Origin of the sequence: Mesorhizobium sp. M1A.F.Ca.IN.020.03.2.1, from assembly GCF_004023205.1 — a bacterium.
Classification (GTDB): domain Bacteria; phylum Pseudomonadota; class Alphaproteobacteria; order Rhizobiales; family Rhizobiaceae; genus Mesorhizobium.
The window spans coordinates 1-20,315 of sequence record NZ_RZSV01000054.1 but is presented as its reverse complement, the minus strand read 5'-3'; the positions used below and the strand labels follow the sequence as shown (position 1 = coordinate 20,315).

The following is a 20,315-nucleotide window of genomic DNA, read 5'->3' as shown; positions in this document are numbered from 1 at the left end:
ACCGGCGCCCCCTACTTCGGATGCCTGAGCCGCGGATTGGCGACGATCGCCGCAATGTCCGCGATGATGTTGAGGGCGATATAGACGGCCGCAAAGATCAGGCCGACCGCCTGGACGACGGGAACGTCACGCTTGGTGACATGGTCGACGAGATATTGCCCCATGCCCGGATATACGAAAATCACCTCGACCACGACGACGCCGACCACGAGATAGGCGAGGTTCAGCATGACGACATTGATGATCGGTGCGATCGCGTTCGGGAAGGCATGCTTGCGGATGACCGCGAAAGCCGAGAGCCCCTTGAGCTCCGCCGTCTCGACATAGGCCGATTGCATGACGTTGAGGATGGCCGCTCGCGTCATGCGCATCATGTGGGCCAGCACCACCAGCGTCAGCGCCGCCGCCGGCAGCGCGATCGCCTGCAATCGCTCGCCTAACGACATTCCGTCATAGACGGTCGAGATGGCGGGGAACCATTGATGCTCGACCGCGAAGTAGAAGACCAGCAGGTAGCCGATGAAGAATTCCGGGAACGAGGTCGAGGCGAGCGCCACGCCGGAGATCATCTTGTCGACCCAGCCATTGCGGTAGCGCACCGCGATCAGGCCAAGCGTGATCGCCAGCGGAATGGCCACGATTGCCGCCCAGAAGGCCAGGAACAAGGTGTTCCACAGCCGTTCCTTGATCGATGTCGCGATGTCCTGCCCGCTCGACATCGCCGTGCCGAGATCGCCGGTGAGCACGCCGCCCAGCCAGTGGAAGTAGCGGATATAGGCAGGCTGATTGAGCCCGAGCTGTTCGCGCAGATTGGCGAGCGACTCCGGCGTCGCCGATTGTCCGAGGATGGCTTGGGCGACGTCGCCGGGCAGGATCTGCGTGCCGGCGAAGATCAGGACCGAAACGGCCAGCAGAAGGAGGATGCCCAGCGCAACGCGCTGGGCCACCAGTTTCACGACGGGTGAGGACATCTCCGCAAGGCCGGACCTTAGGCTTCCATCCAGCACTTCGCCAAGGCGTAGCCGTTCATCAGCTCCTGATGCGGATCGTCCACCCAGCCACCGACCTTGGGACCAGTTGCGTCGATGAACTGGTTGAACATCGGCAGGATCAAGCCGCCCTCGTCACGCACCATCACAGCCATGTCATGGTACATCTGCTTGCGCTTGGCCTCGTCGAGCTCGGCGCGCGCCGCCAGCACCATCTTGTCGAAGTCCGGCCGCTTGAACCGCGTGTCGTTCCAGTCGGCGCTCGACAGGTAGGCGGTCGAGTACATTTGGTCCTGCGTCGAGCGGCCGCCCCAATAGGAAGCGCAGAAGGGCTGCTTGTTCCAGACTTCGTTCCAGTAGCCGTCGCCGGGCTCGCGCTTGATTTCCAGCTTGATGCCGGCCTTGGCCGCGCTCTGCTGATAGAGCTGCGCGGCATCGACCGCGCCGGGGAAGGCGACGTCCGACGTCCTGAGCAGCACGGCGCCGTCGTGACCCGACTTCTTGTAGTGGAACTTGGCCTTGTCGGGATCGTATTTGCGCTGCTCGATCTCTGTGAACAGCGGGTAGGAGGCGTTGATCGGGAAGTCGTTGCCGAGCGAGCCGTAGCCGCGCAGCACCTTGTTCAGCATCTCTTCGCGGTTGATCGCCAGCTTCAGCGCCATCCTGAGGTCGTTGTTGTCGAACGGCGCCGTGTTGCAATGCATGATGAACACGTAGTGGCCGGGACCGGAGTGGTTGCGGATGGTGACGCCCCGCACGCGCTTGATCAGGTCGACGATCTTCGGCTCGACGCGGTTGATCATGTTGACCTGACCGCCCTGCAGGGCCGCCGTGCGCGCCGTCGCGTCGTTGATGACGACGACTTCGACCTGGTCGGCATGGCCCATCTTGTCGCCCTGCCAGTAGTTGGCGAAGCGTTCGCCGACATGGCGCACGCCGGGCTCGTTGACCTTGACCTTGTAAGGGCCGGCGCTGATGCCGGCATCGGGTTTGTCCTTGCCGCCATTCGGCTGCACGATCAGGTGATAGTCGCTGAGCAGATAGGGAAGGTCGGCGTTGGCTTCCTTCAGGGTCAGCACCACTTCCTTACCGTTAACCTTGATGGTCTCGATGCCCTTCATGTAGCCGAGCGCGCCGGACTTCGACTTCTCGTCCGAATGGCGCTCCAGCGTGGCGGCCACGTCCTGGGCGGTCACCGTCTTGCCGTTGTGGAATTCGATGCCGTCGCGGATCTTGAGCGTCCAGACCTTGGCGTCGTCGGAAGAGCCGATTTCCTCGGCGATGCGGTTCTCGAGCTTGCCGTCGGGCGACAGTTCGACGATCATTTCGCCCCAGCACTTGCCGAAGGCGAAGGGCACCTGGGTCATCATCAGCGCCGGGTCGAGGCTGTTGGTGGATTCACCGCCGACCAGGCCGGCCTTCAACGTGCCGCCCTTGACGGGGCCGGCAGCCCGGGCAGCGCTCGAAAGCAGCGAGTTGGCGAAGGGCGCGGTGACGCCGAGCGCGGCGGCGCGGCCAAGGAAGTCGCGGCGGCTGAGCTTTCCGGCAGCGACGCGCCGGCTGAGATAGTCGAGTTCGTTTGTCATTATGGGTTCCTCACTCTGATGGTACGACCATGTGGTCGGTTCTTGTTCTTGTGAGGGATAATGAGCGCAACGGAAAGCTGTAAGCAAGACCGAATGCGACATGCCGTGGCGTAAATGGCGCGTCGCATTTGGACCAATCTTGTCAGCGCTCACACGAGAGCGCGGGGAATCGTCTGTTTGAAATCGCGCTCGAACACCAGTTTTTCGCCCTCATAGGCCTCGATTCTGGCGCTGAGGATGAAGTCTTGCGCGTCCGAGCGCATCTCGGCGAAGGTCTCGGTCCGCACCGACCATTCATTTCGCGACAATGTCTGCGTCCAATGCGTGCTGCCCGTCGCCGACAGGGGATCGTCGGGTTGGATCGCCCATGTCTCCCTGACCATGCTGCCGTGGACCAGCCCGTGCTCCAGGTCGCGCACCTCGCCGAAATCGTCCGTTACGGCAAGCGTGACGACGCCGGTCTTTTCGTTGCGGTGGATATGCCGCTCGGAATTGGTCGGCCTGATCGTCTCGGTCGCCCAGGGCGTAGCCCCTTCCGGTTCGAGGAACGACACCTCGTCGGCCGTCGCCGGCGGGCGCAGCGGCAGCTTGAGCGTCGCGGCCGACAGTTCGAGCGTCGCCGGCTCCGGCGAAGGCCAGATCATCGGCCAGTAGGCGGTCGAGACGGCAACCCGCAGCCGGTGGCCGGCCGGCACCCGATAGGCGCACTGGTCGAGCACGACGCGTGCCGAGACCGTCTCGCCTGGCACCAGCGCTTCCGGGAACTCGTGCGAGTTGCGGTGGGTGAGGTTGAGCACGCCATAGGAGATCAGCTCCGAGGCGCCGTCCGGATGCACGTCGCAGAGACGCACCGCGAGGTTGGCCTGGCGGCGGTCCGAGGCAACCCGTACTTCGACTTCAGGCGCGCCGACGATGTCGATCGCCTCCTCGAGTTCGACCTGGTCGAAGCATACCGAAAGCGCGTCGTCGGAGCGCTGGTCGCCCGGCAGTTCCGGACCGAAGGTGAAGGGAAAATACTCGCCGCCGGCAAGCCCGCAACTTTGCGGCGAGGCGACGATTGCCGGCCCGACGCCCTCGGGAATGAGCCCGGTTGCCTTGATCTTGATGTTGGGCGAGGGCCATTGCTGTTCCGCAATCCAGCGGCCTGGCCGTTCGGGATGCCAGCGGGCCGGACGCACGCTATCCATTACATAGGCGCGGTAGTCCGGGTCGGCCTCGACGCCGGTCGCCGCGCCCTTCAGCCAGCGGTCCCACCAGCGCAGCGCCTCCTGCAGGAAACCGATGGCCGGATTGGGTGCCGCGTAATGCGGATATTTGTGGATCCAGGGGCCGACGATGCCCTTCACCGGCGCCTGGATGTTGGTGACGAGATTGGAGATCGTGTTGCGGTAGCCGTCATGCCAACCGCCGATCGACAGCACTGCCGCCTTAACGGCCGAAAAGTCCTCGCAGATCGAGCCGCGTTTCCAGTAGGCATCGCGATGCTGGTGGCTGAGCCATAGCGGCGCGAGAAAAGGCTGGTTCTCCAGACGGCTCAGCCACAGATCGCGCCAGCGGTTGCCGCCGGCGATTTCCGGATCCGGCGGCCGCGACGAGTAGGAGAGCATCGTCGAGGCCCAGCCGAAATTCTCGAGCAGCAGGCAGCCGCCCTTGTAGTGAATGTCGTCGGCATAGCGGTCGACGGTCGAGCACAGGCTGATCACCGCCTTCAGCGCCGGCGGCTGCTTTGCCGCGACCTGCAGGCAGTTGAAGCCGCCCCAGGATATGCCCATCATGCCGACATTGCCGTTGCACCAGGGCTGCGCGGCCGCCCAGGCGATGACGTCGCAGGCGTCCTGCAATTCCTGCTCGGAATATTCGTCGTCCATCAGCCCTTCGGAATCGCCGTTGCCGCGCATGTCGACGCGGATCGAGGCATAGCCGTGTCCGGCGAAATAAGGATGCGTCAGCTGATCGCGGAAGATGGTGCCGTCGCGCTTGCGGTAGGGCAAATGCTCGAGGACCGCCGGCACCGGGTTGTCGCCGGCATCCTCAGGCATCCATATGCGCGCCGACAGCCGGCAGCCATCCGGCATGTCGATGCCCATATCGGGAAATTCGACGACCTTGCGAGGGAATTCTGTGACGGTTTTCATGCAAGGCACATGATGGAACCGTCGCCGAGGCGTCGTGGGCCAGCCGGCGAAATCGGCTGGTCAATAAGCGTCAATTCAAAGCGTCAGTTCAGCGGAATGTCGTTGTCGGCCTTGCTCGCCTGGTATGTGCCGGACAGCGCGTCATAGCGTGCGGAGATCTTGGCAATGCGCGCCTCCAGCCGCCTGCGTTCCGCCTCGGGCAAAGCGCGCACCAGCCGGCGTATGGAAAAGCTCTTCCAATAGGCGTTCTCGGCGTTGTAGCCGCCGGGATCGAGTGTGAAGACCTCCTTCAGGATCTTCAGGTCATGCGGGATGGCGAAGCTGTCGCGCGAGTCCTCGTGGCTGAAGAGGTAGTAGAAATTGTCGAAGCCGGTCCAGGTGATCGCCGACAGGCACAGCGAGCAGGGCTCGTGCGTGGCCAGGAACAGTGCATCCCTGGTGTCGACGCGCTCGGCTTTTGGCATTTCGTAAAATCGCTTCAGGCAGTGCATTTCGCCATGCCAGAGCGGATTTTCGATCTCGTTGTTGGTTTCGGCGAGCACCAGCGAGCGGTCGTCTTTCCGCAGGATGGCGGCGCCGAAGAGTTTGTTGCCATGGGCAACGCCTTCAGCGGTCTTCGGCACGATATCGTGCTCGATAACGTCGAGCAGGCGGTCGATCAGCGAAATGTCTGTCATCGGGAAAAACTGGCAGCTTTCAGGGAAGATGGATCTCGTAAGGGTGCGAGAAATGGCACTCTTCGAGGTTGGCGCCGTCGCCGCCGCGGTCGACGATGAGGAAGTCCTGTTCCTCGCCGATCGGCGTCAGCACGCCGTGCCAGAGATTGCGCCGGTAGTTGATGCCCTGCCCGGGCGCGGTGATGAAGGCGTGCGGCTCGCCTGGCCCGTCCTGAGTGTCATGGCAGACGACAACCAGGAACGGCCGCGGCGACAACGGAATGAAAGCCTGGCTGCCGAGCGGATGGCGCTCGACCATGGTCAGTTTCAGCGGCATCTCGTAGGGGGTGCCGCGCACCATCGAGATCAGCACCTTGGCATTCGGCCCGGTGGCCTCGGCGGTGGCGAGATCGTGGTAGCGCATCGCCTTGCCGCCATTGATCGGGTAGCGGTTCTCGCCGCCCATATCGATCACATCGCCAAACGGCGCGAAGTTTTCGCGTGTCAGCGGCTGGGCCACGATTTGGGTCACTGCGCGCGAGCCCCAAGGGCGCCGCCAAGCTTGGCGTGCCGGTTGACGTCCTTGTAGAGCAGGTAGCGGAAATTCCCGGGACCGCCGGCGTAGCAGGCCTGCGGGCAAAAGGCGCGCAGCCACATGAAGTCGCCGGCCTCGACCTCGACCCAGTCCTGATTGAGGCGATAGACTGCCTTGCCTTCGAGCACATAGAGCCCATGCTCCATGACATGGGTCTCGGCGAAGGGGATGACCGCGCCGGGTTTGAGCGTGACGATGGTGACATGCATATCGTGGCGCATGTCGGCCGGGTCGACGAAGCGCGTCGTCGCCCAGTGGCCTCCCGTGCCGGGCATCGGGCTCGGCTCGACCTCCTTGTCGCTGCTGAAGAAGGCTTCCGGAACGTCGAGCCCGTCGACCGCCTCATAGGCCTTGCGAACCCAGTGGAAGCGGACCGCACCGCTGCTCTCATTGCGCGCTGTCCAGCCGCTGGCCGGCGGCAGGAAGGCAAAGCCGCCTGGGCGAAGCACATGGTTCTTACCGGCAAGGGAGACCGTAAGCTCGCCCTCGACCACGAACAGCACGCCCTCGGCTTCGGGGTCGAGCTCAGGTCGGTCGCTGCCGCCGCCGGCCAGGACCTCGACGATGTATTGCGAAAAGGTCTCGGCGAAACCCGAAAGCGGTCTTGCGATGATCCAGGCCCTTGTCTTGTCCCAGAACGGCAGCGGGCTGGTGACGATGTCCTGCATCACGCCCTTGGGGATGACCGCATAGGCTTCGGTGAAGACGGCGCGGCCGGTCAACAGCTCGTGCTGACCGGGATGGCCGCCATGCGGCGCGTAATAGGTTCGCTCGGCCATGTTCATCCTGTCCATGTGTTGAAGCCTATTTTGGAAGCATGTCTTTGAGCCGAAGCAGCGCGATGCGCTCGACTTGTTTGCACGCGGTGTCGAATTCATTGCTGCGGCTGTTGCCGATGCGAGCCTCGAACTCCGCCAGGATCTGGTCCTTCGTCTTGCCCTTGACCGCGATGATGAAGGGAAAGCCGAAGGTCGTGACATAGGCGGCGTTGAGCTTCGAAAACAGCTCGCGCTCCTTGTCGGTCAGCGCGTCGAGCCCGGCGGAGGCCTGTTCTTTGGCTGATTCCGGCGTCAGCCGCTTGGCCGCCGCCAGCTTGCCGGCAAGGTCGGGATGGGCGTTGAGCACAGAAAGCCGCTCGGCCTCGGTCGCCGCGCGGAAGACGCGGCAGAGCGCGTTGTGCAGGCCGCCGGCGCTGTCATGGGCCGGGCCGAGCTCCAGTTCGTAGGCCCGCTCGGCGATCCACGGCGAATGCTCGAACACCCCGCCGAAGGCATGCACGAATTCCTCGAATTCCATCCGAGACGGGCGCAGCGCCGGCGCCTGGTAGGGGTGCGTCTCGCGCCAGTGTTTTGCGATATCGATGCGCCGGGTCAGCCACACCCTGTCATGCGACTTCACATAGTCGACGAAGCGCTTCAGCGCCGCCACGCGGCCCGGACGGCCGACCAGCCGGCAATGCAGGCCGATGTTCATCATGCGCGGCCGCCCCGCCTTGCCCTCCGCATAGAGCGTGTCGAAACTGTCCTTCAGATAGGCGAAGAACTGGTCGCCCGAATTGAAGCCCTGCGGCGTGGCAAAGCGCATGTCGTTGGCGTCGAGCGTGTAGGGGATGATGAGCTGCGGCTTCTCCAGACCACCCCGGTCGAACCAGTAGGGCAATTCGTCGTCATATGTGTCGGAGACGTAATCGAAGCCGCCTTCCTCGGCGACGAGTCGCACCGTGTTGACCGAAGTGCGGCCGGTGTACCAGCCGGTCGGCCGCGCGCCGGTCACTTCGTAATGCAGACGGATCGTCTCTTCGAGGTCACGTCGCTCGTCCTCCGCGCTATGGTCGCGGTAGTCGATCCATTTCAGCCCGTGCGAGGCGATCTCCCAGCCGGCCTCCTGCATCGCCGCGACCTGATCGGGGGAGCGTGCCAGCGCCGTGGCGACGCCGTAGCAGGTCACCGGCACCTCAGCTTGCGTGAACAGCCGGTAGAGCCGCCAGAAGCCGGCGCGGGCGCCGTATTCATAGATCGATTCCATGTTCCAGTGGCGCTGGCCGAGCCAGGGGGCGGCGCCGACGATCTCGGACAGGAAGGCTTCGGAAGCCTTGTCGCCGTGCAGCACGCAGTTCTCGCCGCCTTCTTCGTAATTGACGACGAACTGCACCGCGACATAGGCGCCGCCGGGCCATTTCGGGTCTGGCGGATTGGCTCCGTAACCGCGCATGTCCCGTTCGTAACGCATGATCGCTCCTGCCCGACTGTTGAGATGAAGATATCGAAAGGAGTGCTCGTGCATTCCCCCGAAAATTTTTGAAAGTGCTTTTTGCCGCACTCCGCTCGACCGGGGCTTATGCATCGCCTTTAATTGGCGCACAATTGACCTGAAAACGTTCGACTACTTGGGATGGGAGGCGGCCAGTGGCAGAAACGTCGAAAGCCGATGGCGGGCGTCTGACGACCCATGTCCTCGATACCGCGACCGGCAGGCCGGCAAAGGGCCTTTCAATCGGGCTTTTCCGCCTCGAAGGCCAGGCCCGCACGCATTTGAAGACCGTCACCACCAATGATGACGGCCGCTGCGACGCGCCGTTGCTTGCCGGCGCCGACTTCCGCACCGGCGAGTACGAGCTGGTCTTCGCTGCCGGCGATTATCTGCGCGGGCAGGGCGCCAGCCTGCCGGAGCCGGCTTTCCTCGACACCGTGCCGATCCGCTTCGGCATGGCGGAGGAGCGGCATTATCATGTGCCGCTCTTGATCTCGCCCTACGGCTACTCGACCTATCGCGGGAGCTGAGACATGGCCGACAAGACCCGTAACCAGATACGCTTCATCCTGAACGGCGACGATGTCGCGCTGAACGACATCGCCCCCGACGCGACCCTGCTCGACTGGCTGCGGTTGAACCGCTCGCTGCGCGGCACCAAGGAAGGCTGCGCCGAGGGCGATTGCGGCGCCTGCACGGTGCTGGTCGGCAAGCTGTCGGTCGAGGGCCTGGTCTATGAAAGCGTCAATGCTTGCATCCGCTTCATGGGCTCGCTCGACGGCACGCATGTCGTCACCGTTGAGCACCTGCGCGGCAATGGCGAACAGCTTCACCCCGTGCAGCAGGCGATGGTCGATTTCCATGGCTCGCAATGCGGCTTCTGCACGCCCGGTTTCGTCATGTCACTCTATGCGCTCTGGATGAAGACGCCCAATCCGTCCGACGCGGCGATCGAAAAGGCGCTGCAGGGCAATCTCTGCCGCTGTACCGGCTACGAGGCGATCATGCGCGCGGCGCGCGCCATATCAAGCTACGGCAAGGCGGCGAAGGACCCGCTGGCAGTGGAGCGCAAGGATATCACCGCACGGCTGGGAGCGCTGCGCGACGGCGCCAGGGTCGAGGTCGGTTCGGGTACGCAGCGGCTGATCGTGCCGGCTGACGTCGACGATTTCGCCATGGTGCTCGAGAAGGAGCCTGGCGCCACCATCGTTGCCGGCTCGACCGATGTCGGGCTGTGGGTCACCAAGCATATGCGCGACATCTCGCCGGCTATCTTCATCGGCGGCCTCGACGGCTTGCGCATGATCTCGGAGACCGATGGCGTGATTACGATCGGCGCCGGCGTGACTTACAGCGAAGCCTTCGCAACGCTTTCCCGGCGTATCCCGGCCTTGGGACCGCTGGTCGACCGCATCGGCGGCGAGCAGGTGCGCAACATGGGCACCATCGGCGGCAACATCGCCAACGGCTCTCCGATCGGCGACACGCCGCCGCCGCTGATCGCGCTCGGCGCGCGGCTCACGCTCCGCAAGGGCAATGCCCGACGCACGATCCCGCTCGAAACCTTCTTCATTGCCTATGGCAAGCAGGATCGGCAGCCCGGCGAATTCGTCGAGGCCGTCCATGTGCCCGTGCCGGCAGAGGGCACGAAATTTGCCGTCTACAAGGTCACCAAGCGCCGCGACGAGGACATTACCGCTACCCTCGGCGCCTTCTATCTGACCGAGGCCAAGAACGGCACCGTGGCGGATATCCGTATCGCCTATGGCGGCATGGCGCCGACGCCGAAGCGGGCGACTGCGGTTGAAACCGCCCTTATCGGCAAAGTCTGGAGCGAAGCGAGTGTCGAGTCCGCGATGGCCGAATACGCCAGCGACTTCACGCCAATTACCGATATGCGTGCAACCGCCGAGTATCGGGCGCTGGCGGCGAAGAATCTTTTGCTGCGCTTTTATGTCGAAACCACCGGCACCAGGGCGCCGTTCCAAGTGACCCGCAACGAGGCGGCCTGATGGACAAGCACGCCACTCCCAACCTCAAGGCCGAAAAAATCGTCGGCGGCGTCGCCACCGAGCAGCGGCACGATTCCGCGCACAAGCATGTCAGCGGCGCCGCCGTCTATATCGACGACATGCCTGAGCCTGCCGGCACGCTGCATGTCGGCCTTGGCCTCGCCAAGGTCGCGCACGGCACGCTGAAGAGCATTGATCTGTCGGCGGTGCGCGCAGCGCCAGGCGTCGTCGATGTGCTGACCTGTGCCGACGTGCCCGGCGACAACGACGTCTCGCCGAGCAACATGCATGACGATCCGGTGCTCGCCGAGCACAAGGTGCACTTCTACGGCCAGCCGATCTTCGCCGTGGTAGCTGAGACACGCGAGGCGGCGCGCCGTGCGGCACGCCTGGCTAGGATCGAATATGACGAGCTTCCGGCCGTGATCGACATCTGGGACCTCGACCCGGTCAAGGACAAGCAGGTCACCACGCCGCTGATCCTGAAGCGCGGAGATGCGGCTGCCGCGATTGCGGCGGCGCCCCGCCGCATCAAGAACCGCATGTGGCTTGGCGGCCAGGACCATTTCTACCTCGAGGGCCAGGTCTCGCTGGCGATCCCCGGTGAGGACGACGAGGTGATCGTCTATTGCTCCACGCAGGGGCCGAGCGAGACGCAGCATCTGATTGCGCATGCGCTCGGCGTGCCGAGCCATGCGGTGACGGTGGAGGTGCGCCGCATGGGCGGCGGCTTCGGCGGCAAGGAGACGCAGGCCAACCAATGCGCGGCCATAGCCGCCATCGCGACCAAGAAGCTGAACCGCGCGGTGAAGATCAGGCTCGACCGCGACGAGGACATGACCGCCACAGGCAAGCGGCATGATTTCGCCATCGACTACGAGGTCGGCTTCGACGACGAGGGCAATATCCTCGGCGTCGATTTCACCTATGCCCTGCGCTGCGGCTTCTCCGCCGACCTGTCCGGTCCCGTCGGCGACCGGGCGCTCTTCCATTGCGACAACGCCTATTTCTATCCGGCGGTGCACGCGAAATCGGCGCCGCTTTTCACCAACACGGTCTCGAACACCGCCTTCCGCGGCTTTGGCGGCCCGCAAGGCATGGTCGGCGCGGAGCGCGTCATCGACGAAGTGGCCTTCGCGGTCGGCAAGGATCCGCTCGAAATCCGCAAGCTCAATTTCTATGACCCGATGGATGCGATCGGCGAACGCTGCCTCACGCCCTATCACCAGAAGGTCGAGGACAACATCATCCACCGCATCGTCGCTGAGCTGGAGGAAAGCGCCAATTACGCGCGGCGGCGGCGCGAGATCAGCGCCTTCAACAACAACAGCCGCTTCATCAAGCGCGGCCTGGCGCTGACGCCGGTCAAGTTCGGCATTTCCTTCACAAAGACCGAGGCCAACCAGGCCGGCGCCCTGGTGCATGTCTATGCAGACGGCTCGGTGCATATGAACCATGGCGGCACCGAAATGGGCCAGGGCCTGCATCTCAAGGTGGCGCAGGTCGTCGCCGAGGAATTCCAGATCGATCTCGACCGGGTCAAGATCACCGCCACCACCACAGCCAAGGTGCCGAACACCTCGCCGACGGCGGCATCTTCCGGCGCCGACCTCAACGGCATGGCGGCGCAGGATGCCGCTCGGCAGATCCGCAAGCGGCTGACGGATTTCGCGGCCGAAAAATACCAGGTGCCGCTCGACCAGGTCGTGTTCTTGCCCAACCGGGTGCGCATCGGCAACCAGGAAATCGCCTTCAACGATCTGGTCAAGCAAGCCTACATGAACCGCGTCCAGCTCTCGGCGGCTGGCTTCTACAAAACGCCGAAGATCCATTGGGACCGCAGCAAGGGCCGCGGCCATGCCTTCTACTACTACGCCTATGGCGCGGCCTGCTCGGAAGTCTCGGTCGATACGCTGACGGGCGAATATGTCGTCGAGCGCACCGACATCCTGCACGATGCCGGCCGCTCGCTGAACAGCGCGATCGACCTCGGCCAGGTCGAGGGCGGCTTCATCCAGGGCATGGGCTGGCTGACGACGGAAGAGCTTTGGTGGGACAACGGCGGCCGGCTGCGCACGCATGCGCCGTCGACCTACAAGATCCCGCTCGCTTCCGACCGGCCAAAAATCTTCAACGTCAAGCTGACCGACTGGTCGTCGGCCTACGAGCCGACCATCCATCGCTCCAAGGCGGTCGGCGAGCCGCCGCTGCCGCACGGCATGTCGGTGCTGCATGCGCTCTCCGACGCGGTGGCGAGTGTCGCCGATCACAGGATCTGCCCGCGCCTCGATGCCCCGGCGACGCCGGAACGGGTGCTGATGGCGATCGAAAGGCTGAAGCGGGAAGCCGCAAAGCCGGCCTGAACCGGCCAAAACGTGCAATTCGAGGCGCGAAACGCTATATTTCCTGGGTGGAAATGCAGACGATGAACTCGAAAGTGCAAAGCCTGAAGGCGTTTCTCGGCCAGACCGGCCGGGTCGCGCTCGTCGAGGTCGCGGCCACAAAGGGGTCGACCCCGCGTGAGACCGGCGCCTTCATGCTCGTCTCGTCATCGGCGATTTTCGGCACCATCGGCGGGGGCCAGCTTGAATTCATGGCGATCGACAAGGCGCGGCAGATGCTTTTCTCCTCCTTTGAGGGGGCGATGGCCGCGAAGCGGCCAGAGGGGGTGCGCTCAGAAGGCACCACGACAGCGCCGAGCACTGCGCCGGTGACCCAACCTGGCGGCTCCGCCGCCACCCTACCCTCGAGGGGGAGGGAAGCCCGCATCGAGGTCGACGAAACCTGCGCGACCCTAGATGTTCCATTGGGTCCTGAAATCGGCCAATGCTGCGGCGGCCGCGTCGAGGTGCTGATCCGCTTGGTTGACGCTAGGATCGAACAGGAACTGATCGCCAAAGCCGAGGCCGAGGAGGCGCATCTGCCGCATGTCTATGTCTTTGGCGGCGGCCATGTCGGCCAGGCGCTGGCCGCGTCGTTGGCGCTGCTGCCCATTCATGTGGAGGTCGTCGAGACGCGGGCCGATGCGCTGGAAGGCATGCCGGAAACGGTTGAGACGCGGCTGACGCCGATGCCCGAAGCGGTGGTGCGCGAAGCCCGTGCGGGATCGGCCTTCGCCATCCTCACCCATGACCATGCGCTGGATTTCCTGATCGTCGCCGAGGCGCTGAAGCGCGACGACGCCGCCTATGTCGGCATGATCGGCTCGAAGACCAAGAAGGCGACGTTCAAGAACTGGTTCCTGAAGTCCGACGAGGGCAGCGAGGCCCAGTTCAACCGTCTCGTCTCGCCGATCGGCGGCAATGCCGTGAAGGACAAGCGCCCGCCGGTGATCGCCGCGCTCGCCGCCGCCGAGATCATGACGGCGCTGGTGTCGCATGCGGTCCAGGCCTCGGCCGCGCCCAAGGCGATGGCCGGCTGATTCAGCCGGCCATGGGAGGAGCCTAGCCGGCTATTCCTTTTCCTGCGTATGCGCTTCGAGGAACCACAGCAATTTGTCGAGCGAACGCGAGTAGGCGGTAAAAATGTCGGCGGTGTCGGCATCGCCGGCGTCGTCCGCCTCGTCGATCGCCTCACGCGCCAGCCTGGCAGCGGTAGCATAGCGGTCGATCAGCGCCGCCAGATGATCCTTGGTCTTGTGGATGTCGGTCGGATAGGGCTGGAGCTTCGTTGCCCTCGACACGTCCTGCGAGGTGCCGTGCGCGGTGCCGCCAAGCTGCACGGCGCGTTCTGCGATGATGTCGACATGGCCGTCGATCTCCTCGCGGAACTCGTCGAGCATCTCATGGATGGCGATGAACTGCGGGCCCTTGACGTTCCAGTGCGCCTGCTTGGTGACCAGCGCCAGGTCGATGGCATCGGCAAGCCTGGCATTGAGAAGATCGATCGATTCCTTCTTGGCGTCGGATTTGAGGTCGTTCTTGGTGACAATGGCGTCCATGGTCGGCTCCTGTGGCGCTGGGTCGCTGTGAAAGCTGGGGACTGGTCTCGAAGGGCGGCCGTGCAGCCGCCAATCGCCAGAACGGCGACGGAGCGGGTTTCGTTCCGCGTCGGATCGAGGGGCGCGCAGCTGGCGAAGGTATGACTGATGCTCACAGCTGCTCGTCGCTTTCTTCGTTTCCCAAACCGGATTGAACCGTGTTTTCTGCACGCCTGGCGAACACGAATGACGAACACGGGACGAGCGACATGGATGTCTTGCGCATAGCGGCATTTTCGGACGGCAACAGCGGCGGCAACCCGGCCGGCGTGGTGATTGGCGAGGTTCTGCCCGACGCCGCAGACATGCAGCGCGTCGCTGCAGAGGTCGGCTTTTCCGAGACCGCCTTTGCCGCACGTGAAGGCGACGGCTGGCGTGTCCGCTACTTTTCGCCCGAATCGGAAGTGCCGTTCTGCGGCCATGCCACCATCGCGCTGGGCGCGGCCCTCGTTAGAAAGTTCGGTGACGGAATTTTCAAGCTGCTCCTGAATCAGGCCGCCATCACCGTCGAAGGGTTTCGCGACGGCGCCAACTTTGCCGCCGCCCTGCAGTCGCCGCCGACGCGCAGCCGGCCGGCCCCGTCGGAGCTGGCCGGCGAGACCCTGGCCATGTTCGGTTACCAGCCGGGCGATCTCGATCCCGCCATTCCGCCGGCGCTGATTCATGGCGGCGCCGACCATCTGGTGCTGGCCTTGAAGTCGCGCAAGGCGCTCGCCGCCATGGCCTATGACCTGAAACAGGGCCGGGCCCTGATGCGGCGCGAGGGACTGGTAACGATCCTGCTCGCCTATGCCGAAACGCCGCGTCTCTTCCACACGCGCAATCCCTTCGCTTCCGGCGGCGTCTATGAGGATCCGGCGACCGGCGCTGCCGCCGCCGCCTTTGCCGGCTATCTGCGCGACATTGGCTGGGCACATGGCGGCGCGATCAATATCGCTCAGGGCGAGGATATGGGCATGCGCTCGCGGCTGCATGCCGATATTCCGCCCACCCCGGGCAGCTCGATCCGGGTATCCGGCACAGCCCGCCTGATGGACGAAGACTGAGTGTGGTCACCCACGCGAAGGCGCGTGCCCGCCAGCCCTACCTACCGGCAAGAATGTCCTTGATCAGCCGCTGGCAGCGATCGGCCATGAAGTCGAGCAGCAGGCGCACCTTCGGATCCTGCAACTTCTTGTGCGGATAGACGGCAGCGAACTGCACCGGCGTCGGCGGCGTCTTTGCCAGGATCACTCTCAGCCGCTGATCGCGGATGAACGGCTCGACCTCGAAGCGCGGCTTGTTGATGATGCCGCGCCCCGACAGCGCCCAGCCTGTCAGCACATCGCCATCGTCCGTATCGTAGGGTCCATGCACCTCGAATTTCTGCGGACCGTTCGGCGTCTGCAGCGTCCAGACATATTCGCGCGTGCCGGAATAGCGCAGCATCAGGCAATCATGTTTCTTGCCGATCAGTTCCTGCGGCTCGACCGGCTCGCCGCGCGCCTCGAGGTATTTCGGCGCCGCCACCAGCACGCGCTCGCATTCCATGATGCCGCGCATCCGAAGGCTGGAATCCTCGATGATGCCAAGCCGGAAGGCGACGTCGATGCCTTCCTTCATGATGTCGACATTGTGGTCGGAGAGTCTCAGCCGCACCTCGATATCGGGGTATTTGTCGTGGAAATCCGGAATGCCCGAGGCGATCAGCCGCCGGCCGAGGCCGAGCGGCGCCGTTACCTTGATCGTGCCGCGCGGCTGGCCGGAGAGTGCTGCGACCGCGGCCTCCGCCTCGGTGATCGCGTCCAGCACCTGCTTGGCGCCGGTGTAGAACACGGTGCCGTGCTCGGTCGGCATCAGCTGCCTCGTGGTGCGGTTGAACAGCCGCACGCCGAGGTGCTTCTCCAACTCCTTGATGCGGTTGGAGGCGACCGCCGGTGAGATGCGCATGTCGCGCCCGGCTGCCGACAGATTGCCGAGCTCGACGACGCGGACGAAGACGGCGATGTTGTCGAGATAGGCCATGCGACGGTCGTGGCTCTCAAATGGCTGCGTGGGACGACCCTAGTATTTTCCATTTTTTTTTGAAAGTCATCGCGCGCCCCGCCTCTTTTCGTTTGCGCTCCAGACCGTAAAGTCGCCTGATCGGCAGGGACGATTTCCCAGGGGCGACTCGATGATGGATTTTGCGATTTTCTGGGACTGGCTGAGCTTCGCCGTCCGCTGGCTGCATGTCATCACCGGCATCGCCTGGATCGGCTCGTCCTTCTATTTCGTCGCCCTCGATCTCGGGCTGCGCCAGCGTCCCGGCCTGCCCGCCGGCGCCTTCGGCGAGGAGTGGCAGGTGCATGGCGGCGGCTTCTACCACATCCAGAAATATCTCGTGGCGCCGGCGGAGATGCCGGAGCACCTGACCTGGTTCAAATGGGAATCCTACGCCACCTGGCTGTCGGGCTTCGCCATGCTTTGCGTGGTCTACTATGCCGGCGCCGACCTCTTCCTGATCGACCCCAACGTGCTCAACATCTCGGTGCCCGTCGGCATCCTCTTGTCGCTGGCAACGATCGGCGTCGGCTGGATCGTCTACGACCTGCTCTGCCGCTCGCCGCTCGGCAAAAGCGATACCGGCCTGATGCTGGTACTCTACTGCGTGCTGGTCTTCATCGCCTGGGGGCTGACCCACCTCTTCACCGGCCGTGCCGCCTTCCTGCATCTCGGCGCCATCACCGCCACGATCATGTCGGCCAATGTCTTCATGGTCATCATCCCCAACCAGAAGATCGTCGTCGCCGACCTGATCGCCGGCCGCAAGCCGGACCCGAAATACGGCAAGATTGCCAAGCAGCGCTCGCTGCACAACAACTACCTGACCTTGCCGGTGCTGTTTCTGATGCTGTCGAACCACTACCCGCTGGCCTTCGGCACGCAGTTCAACTGGGTCATCGCCTCGCTGGTCTTCATCATCGGCGTGCTGATCCGGCACTATTTCAACACCGTGCACGCGAGGAAGGGGAACCCGACCTGGACCTGGCTGGGTGCCGCCGTGCTGTTCATGATCGTCATCTGGCTGTCGACCGTGCCCAAGGTGCTGACAGCGGAGCCCAAGACCTCCGCCGCATCCGCCGCTGCCCAGGTCTACATTGCCTCGGCGCATTTTCCGGCCGTGCGCGACACCGTGCTCGGCCGTTGCTCGATGTGCCATACCGAAGAGCCGGCCTATGAAGGAATCTACCATGCGCCGAAGGGCGTGTTGCTCGACACCGACGCGCGCATCGCCGATCATGCCCGGGAGATCTACCTCCAGGCCGGCCGCGCGCATGCCATGCCGCCCGCCAACGTCACTCAGATAACCGACCAGGAACGGGCCCTTTTGGTGGCCTGGTTCGAAGGCGCCGGAAAGTAAGCATGACCTCGAAACTCCTGCGCGGCCGCACGCTCTCCTTCCTGCGCTGGCCCGAAGCAATCGACGACCATTCCGCCTGGCGCTACGAGGAGGATGGCGGGCTGCTGATCGACGACGGCAAGATCATTGCCGCCGGTCCGTATGCCGAGATCGCCAAGCGCGCCGGCGCCGGCGTCGAGACGATCGATCATCGCCCGCATCTCATCCTGCCGGGCTTCATTGATGCGCATGTGCATGTTCCGCAGATGCAGATCATCGCGTCCTACGGCGCCGAGCTGCTCGACTGGCTGAACAAATACACCTTTCCGGAGGAGTCGAAATTCGCGAACGCGCAGCATGGCCGCCGCATCGCCAGGCTCTTCCTCGACGAGATGCTGCGCCAGGGCACGACGACGGTCGTCGCCTATTGCTCGGTGCACAAATCGTCGGCCGAAGCCTTCTTCGCCGAATCGCACGACCGCAATATGCTCAACATCGCCGGCAAGGTGATGATGGACCGCAATGCGCCGGAGGGCGTGCTGGACACGCCCCAGACCGGCTATGACGACAGCAAGGCGCTGATTGCCGAATGGCACGGCAAGGGCCGCCAGCTCTATGCCATCACCCCGCGCTTCGCCATCACCTCCTCGCCCGAGCAGATGGAGATGGCCGGCGCGCTCTGCCGTGAGCATCCCGATCTCCACATGCAGACGCATCTGTCGGAAAACCACGCCGAGATCGCCTTCACCCAGGAGCTTTACCCCTGGTCGCGCGACTACACCGACGTCTATGAGCATTACGGCCTGCTGGGCAAAAAGAGCCTTTTCGGCCACTGCATTCATCTTTCCGAGCGCGAAGCCGATGCGCTGTCGCAATCGGGTTCGGTTGCGGTGTTCTGCCCGACCTCCAACCTCTTCCTTGGCTCCGGCCTGTTCGACTACCAGCGCTACCGCCGCCGCGAAAAGCCGCTCAGCATCGCTGCCGCCAGCGATGTCGGCGGCGGCACCAACTATTCGATGCTGCGGACCATGGACGAGGGCTACAAAGTCATCGCGCTGAATGGCGAGAAGCTGAACCCCTTCCAGTCCTTCTGGCAGCTGACGCGCGGCAATGCCGAGGCGCTGTCTGTCGCCGAAAAAGTCGGCACGCTGGAAGAAGGCACGGATGCCGACATCGTCGTGCTCGATGCCAACGCCACGCCGGCGATGCGGCTGAGGATGGAGACGGTGGAGACCCTGGCGGAGGAGCTCTTCCTGCTGCAGACGCTGGGCGACGACCGCGCCGTGAGCGAGGTCTATGTGGCGGGCCGGCCGGCCAAGAGCGCGATTGTCGCATAGATTAAACGTGCTCGTCGCTTGACCCCGCGTCAGCCATCGGCCAAAGCGTGCGTCGACATTGACAGGGGAAACGCCATGGCTGCCGCCGACGACATCGCTCTGATCAAGAAACAGGAAGCCACGCTGGTCTTTCCGGCCTTCGACGAGGCCGTGGCCTTCCAGATAGGCGCGGCGATCAGGGAGCGGGCGCTCAACGAAAACTTGCCGATCATCGTCGATATCAGGACCTTCGACCGTCCGCTATTCTACGCCGCTATGCCGGGCTCCAACGCCTCCAACCCCGACTGGGCGCGGCGCAAGATCAATGTCGTCAAGCGCTATCTCAGAAGCACCTATCGCATGGTGCTGGAGCAGCAGCGACCCGACCGCACCTTCAAGGTCGGCGAAGCGCTCGACATTGCCGACTATGTGCTGGCCGGCGGCGGCTTTCCCGTCGCGGTGAAGGGCGCAGGCGTGATCGGCGTCATCGCCGTCTCCGGTCTGCCCGAACGAGAAGACCACGGTGTCGTTGTGGATGCGCTCTGCGCCCATCTCGGAGTCGATGCGAGCAAGCTCAAGTTGCCGCCGGAAGAGCAATGACCGATCCAAAAACTTTCCTTACGTCGATCTTCAACGCCGCCGTCGCCGCCGCCGATCCGGAAAAGACGATCCGCAATCATTTGCCGGCAAAACCGAAGGGCCGCACCATCGTTATCGGCGCCGGCAAGGGCTCGGCGCAGATGGCGGCGGCCTTCGAGAAGGTCTGGGATGGTCCGATCGATGGGCTGGTCGTGACCCGCTACGGCTATGGCGCCAGATGCGAGCGCATCGAGATCATCGAGGCGGCGCACCCGGTGCCGGACGCCGCCGGCCTCGAAGCCTCGCGTCGGCTGTTGGAGAAGGTGCGGGGACTGAGCGCGGACGATCTGGTCGTGGCGCTGATTTCGGGCGGCGGCTCGGCGCTGCTGCCGTCGCCCGCTCCCGGCCTGACTCTTGCCGACGAGATCGCCGTCAACGAGGCGCTGCTCGCTTCCGGCGCGCCGATCGCGGCGATGAACACCATCCGCAAGCACGTCTCGACCATAAAGGGCGGACGGCTGGCCGGCGCCGCACATCCGGCCCGGGTCGTATCGCTGGTCGTCTCCGACATTCCCGGCGACAATCCGGCGCTGGTGGCCTCGGGGCCGACCGTCCCCGACACCGGCAGCCGCGCGGATGCGCTGGCGTCGATCGCCGCCTACGGCATGTGCCTGCCGGATGCGGTCATGGCGCATATTCAGTCTCCCGCAGCCGATGCGCCACACTCAGACGATCCGCGCTTTGCCGGCAATGAAGTGCATCTCATCGCTTCGGCCGGCGTCTCGCTGGAAGCCGCGGCCGCCGAAGCGATGAGATGCACTTCATTGCCGGCAAAGCGCGGATCGTCTGAGTGTGGC

Annotated in this window: 18 protein-coding genes; 9 read left to right on the top strand and 9 right to left on the bottom strand. The window is 64.2% G+C overall.

Annotated features, from left to right (window positions below):
• Positions 1-11: 11 nt before the first annotated feature.
• The 7 genes from EOA79_RS11595 to puuE all read right to left on the bottom strand — a co-directional run bounded on the left by EOA79_RS11595 (position 12) and on the right by puuE (position 8,190).
• A complete protein-coding gene (locus EOA79_RS11595; protein WP_067324105.1) occupies positions 12-971 on the bottom strand; it encodes an ABC transporter permease in 960 nt (319 codons plus the stop codon).
• A 17-nt stretch (positions 972-988) separates the two neighbouring features.
• Positions 989-2,575 carry an ABC transporter substrate-binding protein gene (locus EOA79_RS11590; protein WP_067324106.1) on the bottom strand — a complete coding sequence of 529 codons (1,587 nt, stop codon included), beginning with the start codon at positions 2,573-2,575 and terminating at the stop codon, positions 989-991.
• 149 nt (positions 2,576-2,724) lie between these two features.
• The gene (locus tag EOA79_RS11585; RefSeq protein WP_095824371.1) at positions 2,725-4,710 is read right to left on the bottom strand and encodes a CocE/NonD family hydrolase; all 1,986 of its coding nucleotides are present in this window, start codon (positions 4,708-4,710) and stop codon (positions 2,725-2,727) included.
• Positions 4,711-4,793: 83 nt separating this feature from the next.
• Entirely contained in the window at positions 4,794-5,387 is a 594-nt protein-coding gene (locus EOA79_RS11580; RefSeq protein WP_095824370.1) for a nucleoside deaminase, read from the bottom strand.
• A gap of 19 nt (positions 5,388-5,406) precedes the next feature.
• Positions 5,407-5,898 carry an ureidoglycolate lyase gene (locus EOA79_RS11575; RefSeq protein WP_067324111.1) on the bottom strand — a complete coding sequence of 164 codons (492 nt, stop codon included), beginning with the start codon at positions 5,896-5,898 and terminating at the stop codon, positions 5,407-5,409.
• On the bottom strand, positions 5,895-6,755 hold the full coding sequence (locus EOA79_RS11570; RefSeq protein ID WP_095824369.1) for a bifunctional allantoicase/(S)-ureidoglycine aminohydrolase: 861 nt from the start codon (positions 6,753-6,755) through the stop codon (positions 5,895-5,897). Before EOA79_RS11570 ends, EOA79_RS11575 begins: the two co-directional genes overlap by 4 nt.
• Positions 6,756-6,765: 10 nt before the next feature.
• Positions 6,766-8,190: an allantoinase PuuE gene (gene puuE / locus EOA79_RS11565; RefSeq protein ID WP_067324114.1), complete on the bottom strand. Its 1,425-nt coding sequence runs from the start codon at positions 8,188-8,190 to the stop codon at positions 6,766-6,768.
• A gap of 176 nt (positions 8,191-8,366) precedes the next feature.
• Here puuE and uraH point away from each other — a divergent pair, with 176 nt between their 5' ends.
• The 4 genes from uraH (at position 8,367) to xdhC (ending at position 13,644) form a co-directional block, all read left to right on the top strand.
• Complete coding sequence (uraH, locus tag EOA79_RS11560) at positions 8,367-8,741, top strand: hydroxyisourate hydrolase (protein WP_066995957.1); 375 nt, start codon at positions 8,367-8,369, stop codon at positions 8,739-8,741.
• A 3-nt stretch (positions 8,742-8,744) separates the two neighbouring features.
• Entirely contained in the window at positions 8,745-10,223 is a 1,479-nt protein-coding gene (gene xdhA, locus EOA79_RS11555) for a xanthine dehydrogenase small subunit (protein WP_095824368.1), read from the top strand.
• Positions 10,223-12,586: a xanthine dehydrogenase molybdopterin binding subunit gene (xdhB, locus tag EOA79_RS11550; RefSeq protein WP_095824367.1), complete on the top strand. Its 2,364-nt coding sequence runs from the start codon at positions 10,223-10,225 to the stop codon at positions 12,584-12,586. Before xdhA ends, xdhB begins: the two co-directional genes overlap by 1 nt.
• A gap of 62 nt (positions 12,587-12,648) precedes the next feature.
• A complete protein-coding gene (gene xdhC, locus EOA79_RS11545) occupies positions 12,649-13,644 on the top strand; it encodes a xanthine dehydrogenase accessory protein XdhC (protein WP_095824425.1) in 996 nt (331 codons plus the stop codon).
• A 30-nt stretch (positions 13,645-13,674) separates the two neighbouring features.
• Here the strand turns inward: xdhC and dps are convergent, their stop codons facing one another.
• A complete protein-coding gene (gene dps, locus EOA79_RS11540; protein ID WP_066995949.1) occupies positions 13,675-14,163 on the bottom strand; it encodes a DNA starvation/stationary phase protection protein Dps in 489 nt (162 codons plus the stop codon).
• A 248-nt stretch (positions 14,164-14,411) separates the two neighbouring features.
• On the opposite strand from dps, the gene EOA79_RS11535 reads away from it, so the two are divergent.
• Complete coding sequence (locus EOA79_RS11535; RefSeq protein WP_095824424.1) at positions 14,412-15,248, top strand: PhzF family phenazine biosynthesis protein; 837 nt, start codon at positions 14,412-14,414, stop codon at positions 15,246-15,248.
• Positions 15,249-15,285: 37 nt separating this feature from the next.
• Here the strand turns inward: EOA79_RS11535 and EOA79_RS11530 are convergent, their stop codons facing one another.
• Positions 15,286-16,206 (bottom strand): LysR family transcriptional regulator, encoded by a 921-nt coding sequence (locus EOA79_RS11530; RefSeq protein WP_095824366.1) that lies wholly within the window; start codon positions 16,204-16,206, stop codon positions 15,286-15,288.
• Positions 16,207-16,357: 151 nt separating this feature from the next.
• Between EOA79_RS11530 and EOA79_RS11525 the strand changes: the two genes are divergently transcribed.
• The 4 genes from EOA79_RS11525 to EOA79_RS11510 all read left to right on the top strand — a co-directional run.
• Complete coding sequence (locus EOA79_RS11525) at positions 16,358-17,584, top strand: urate hydroxylase PuuD (RefSeq protein ID WP_067324124.1); 1,227 nt, start codon at positions 16,358-16,360, stop codon at positions 17,582-17,584.
• Between the two features lie 2 nt (positions 17,585-17,586).
• On the top strand, positions 17,587-18,900 hold the full coding sequence (gene guaD / locus EOA79_RS11520; RefSeq protein ID WP_095824365.1) for a guanine deaminase: 1,314 nt from the start codon (positions 17,587-17,589) through the stop codon (positions 18,898-18,900).
• Between the two features lie 75 nt (positions 18,901-18,975).
• Complete coding sequence (locus tag EOA79_RS11515) at positions 18,976-19,479, top strand: heme-degrading domain-containing protein (protein WP_067324128.1); 504 nt, start codon at positions 18,976-18,978, stop codon at positions 19,477-19,479.
• Positions 19,476-20,315, top strand: an 840-nt coding sequence (locus tag EOA79_RS11510; protein ID WP_164893847.1) for a glycerate kinase, incomplete at its 3' end; no start/stop codon positions are given. The genes EOA79_RS11515 and EOA79_RS11510, both read left to right, overlap by 4 nt.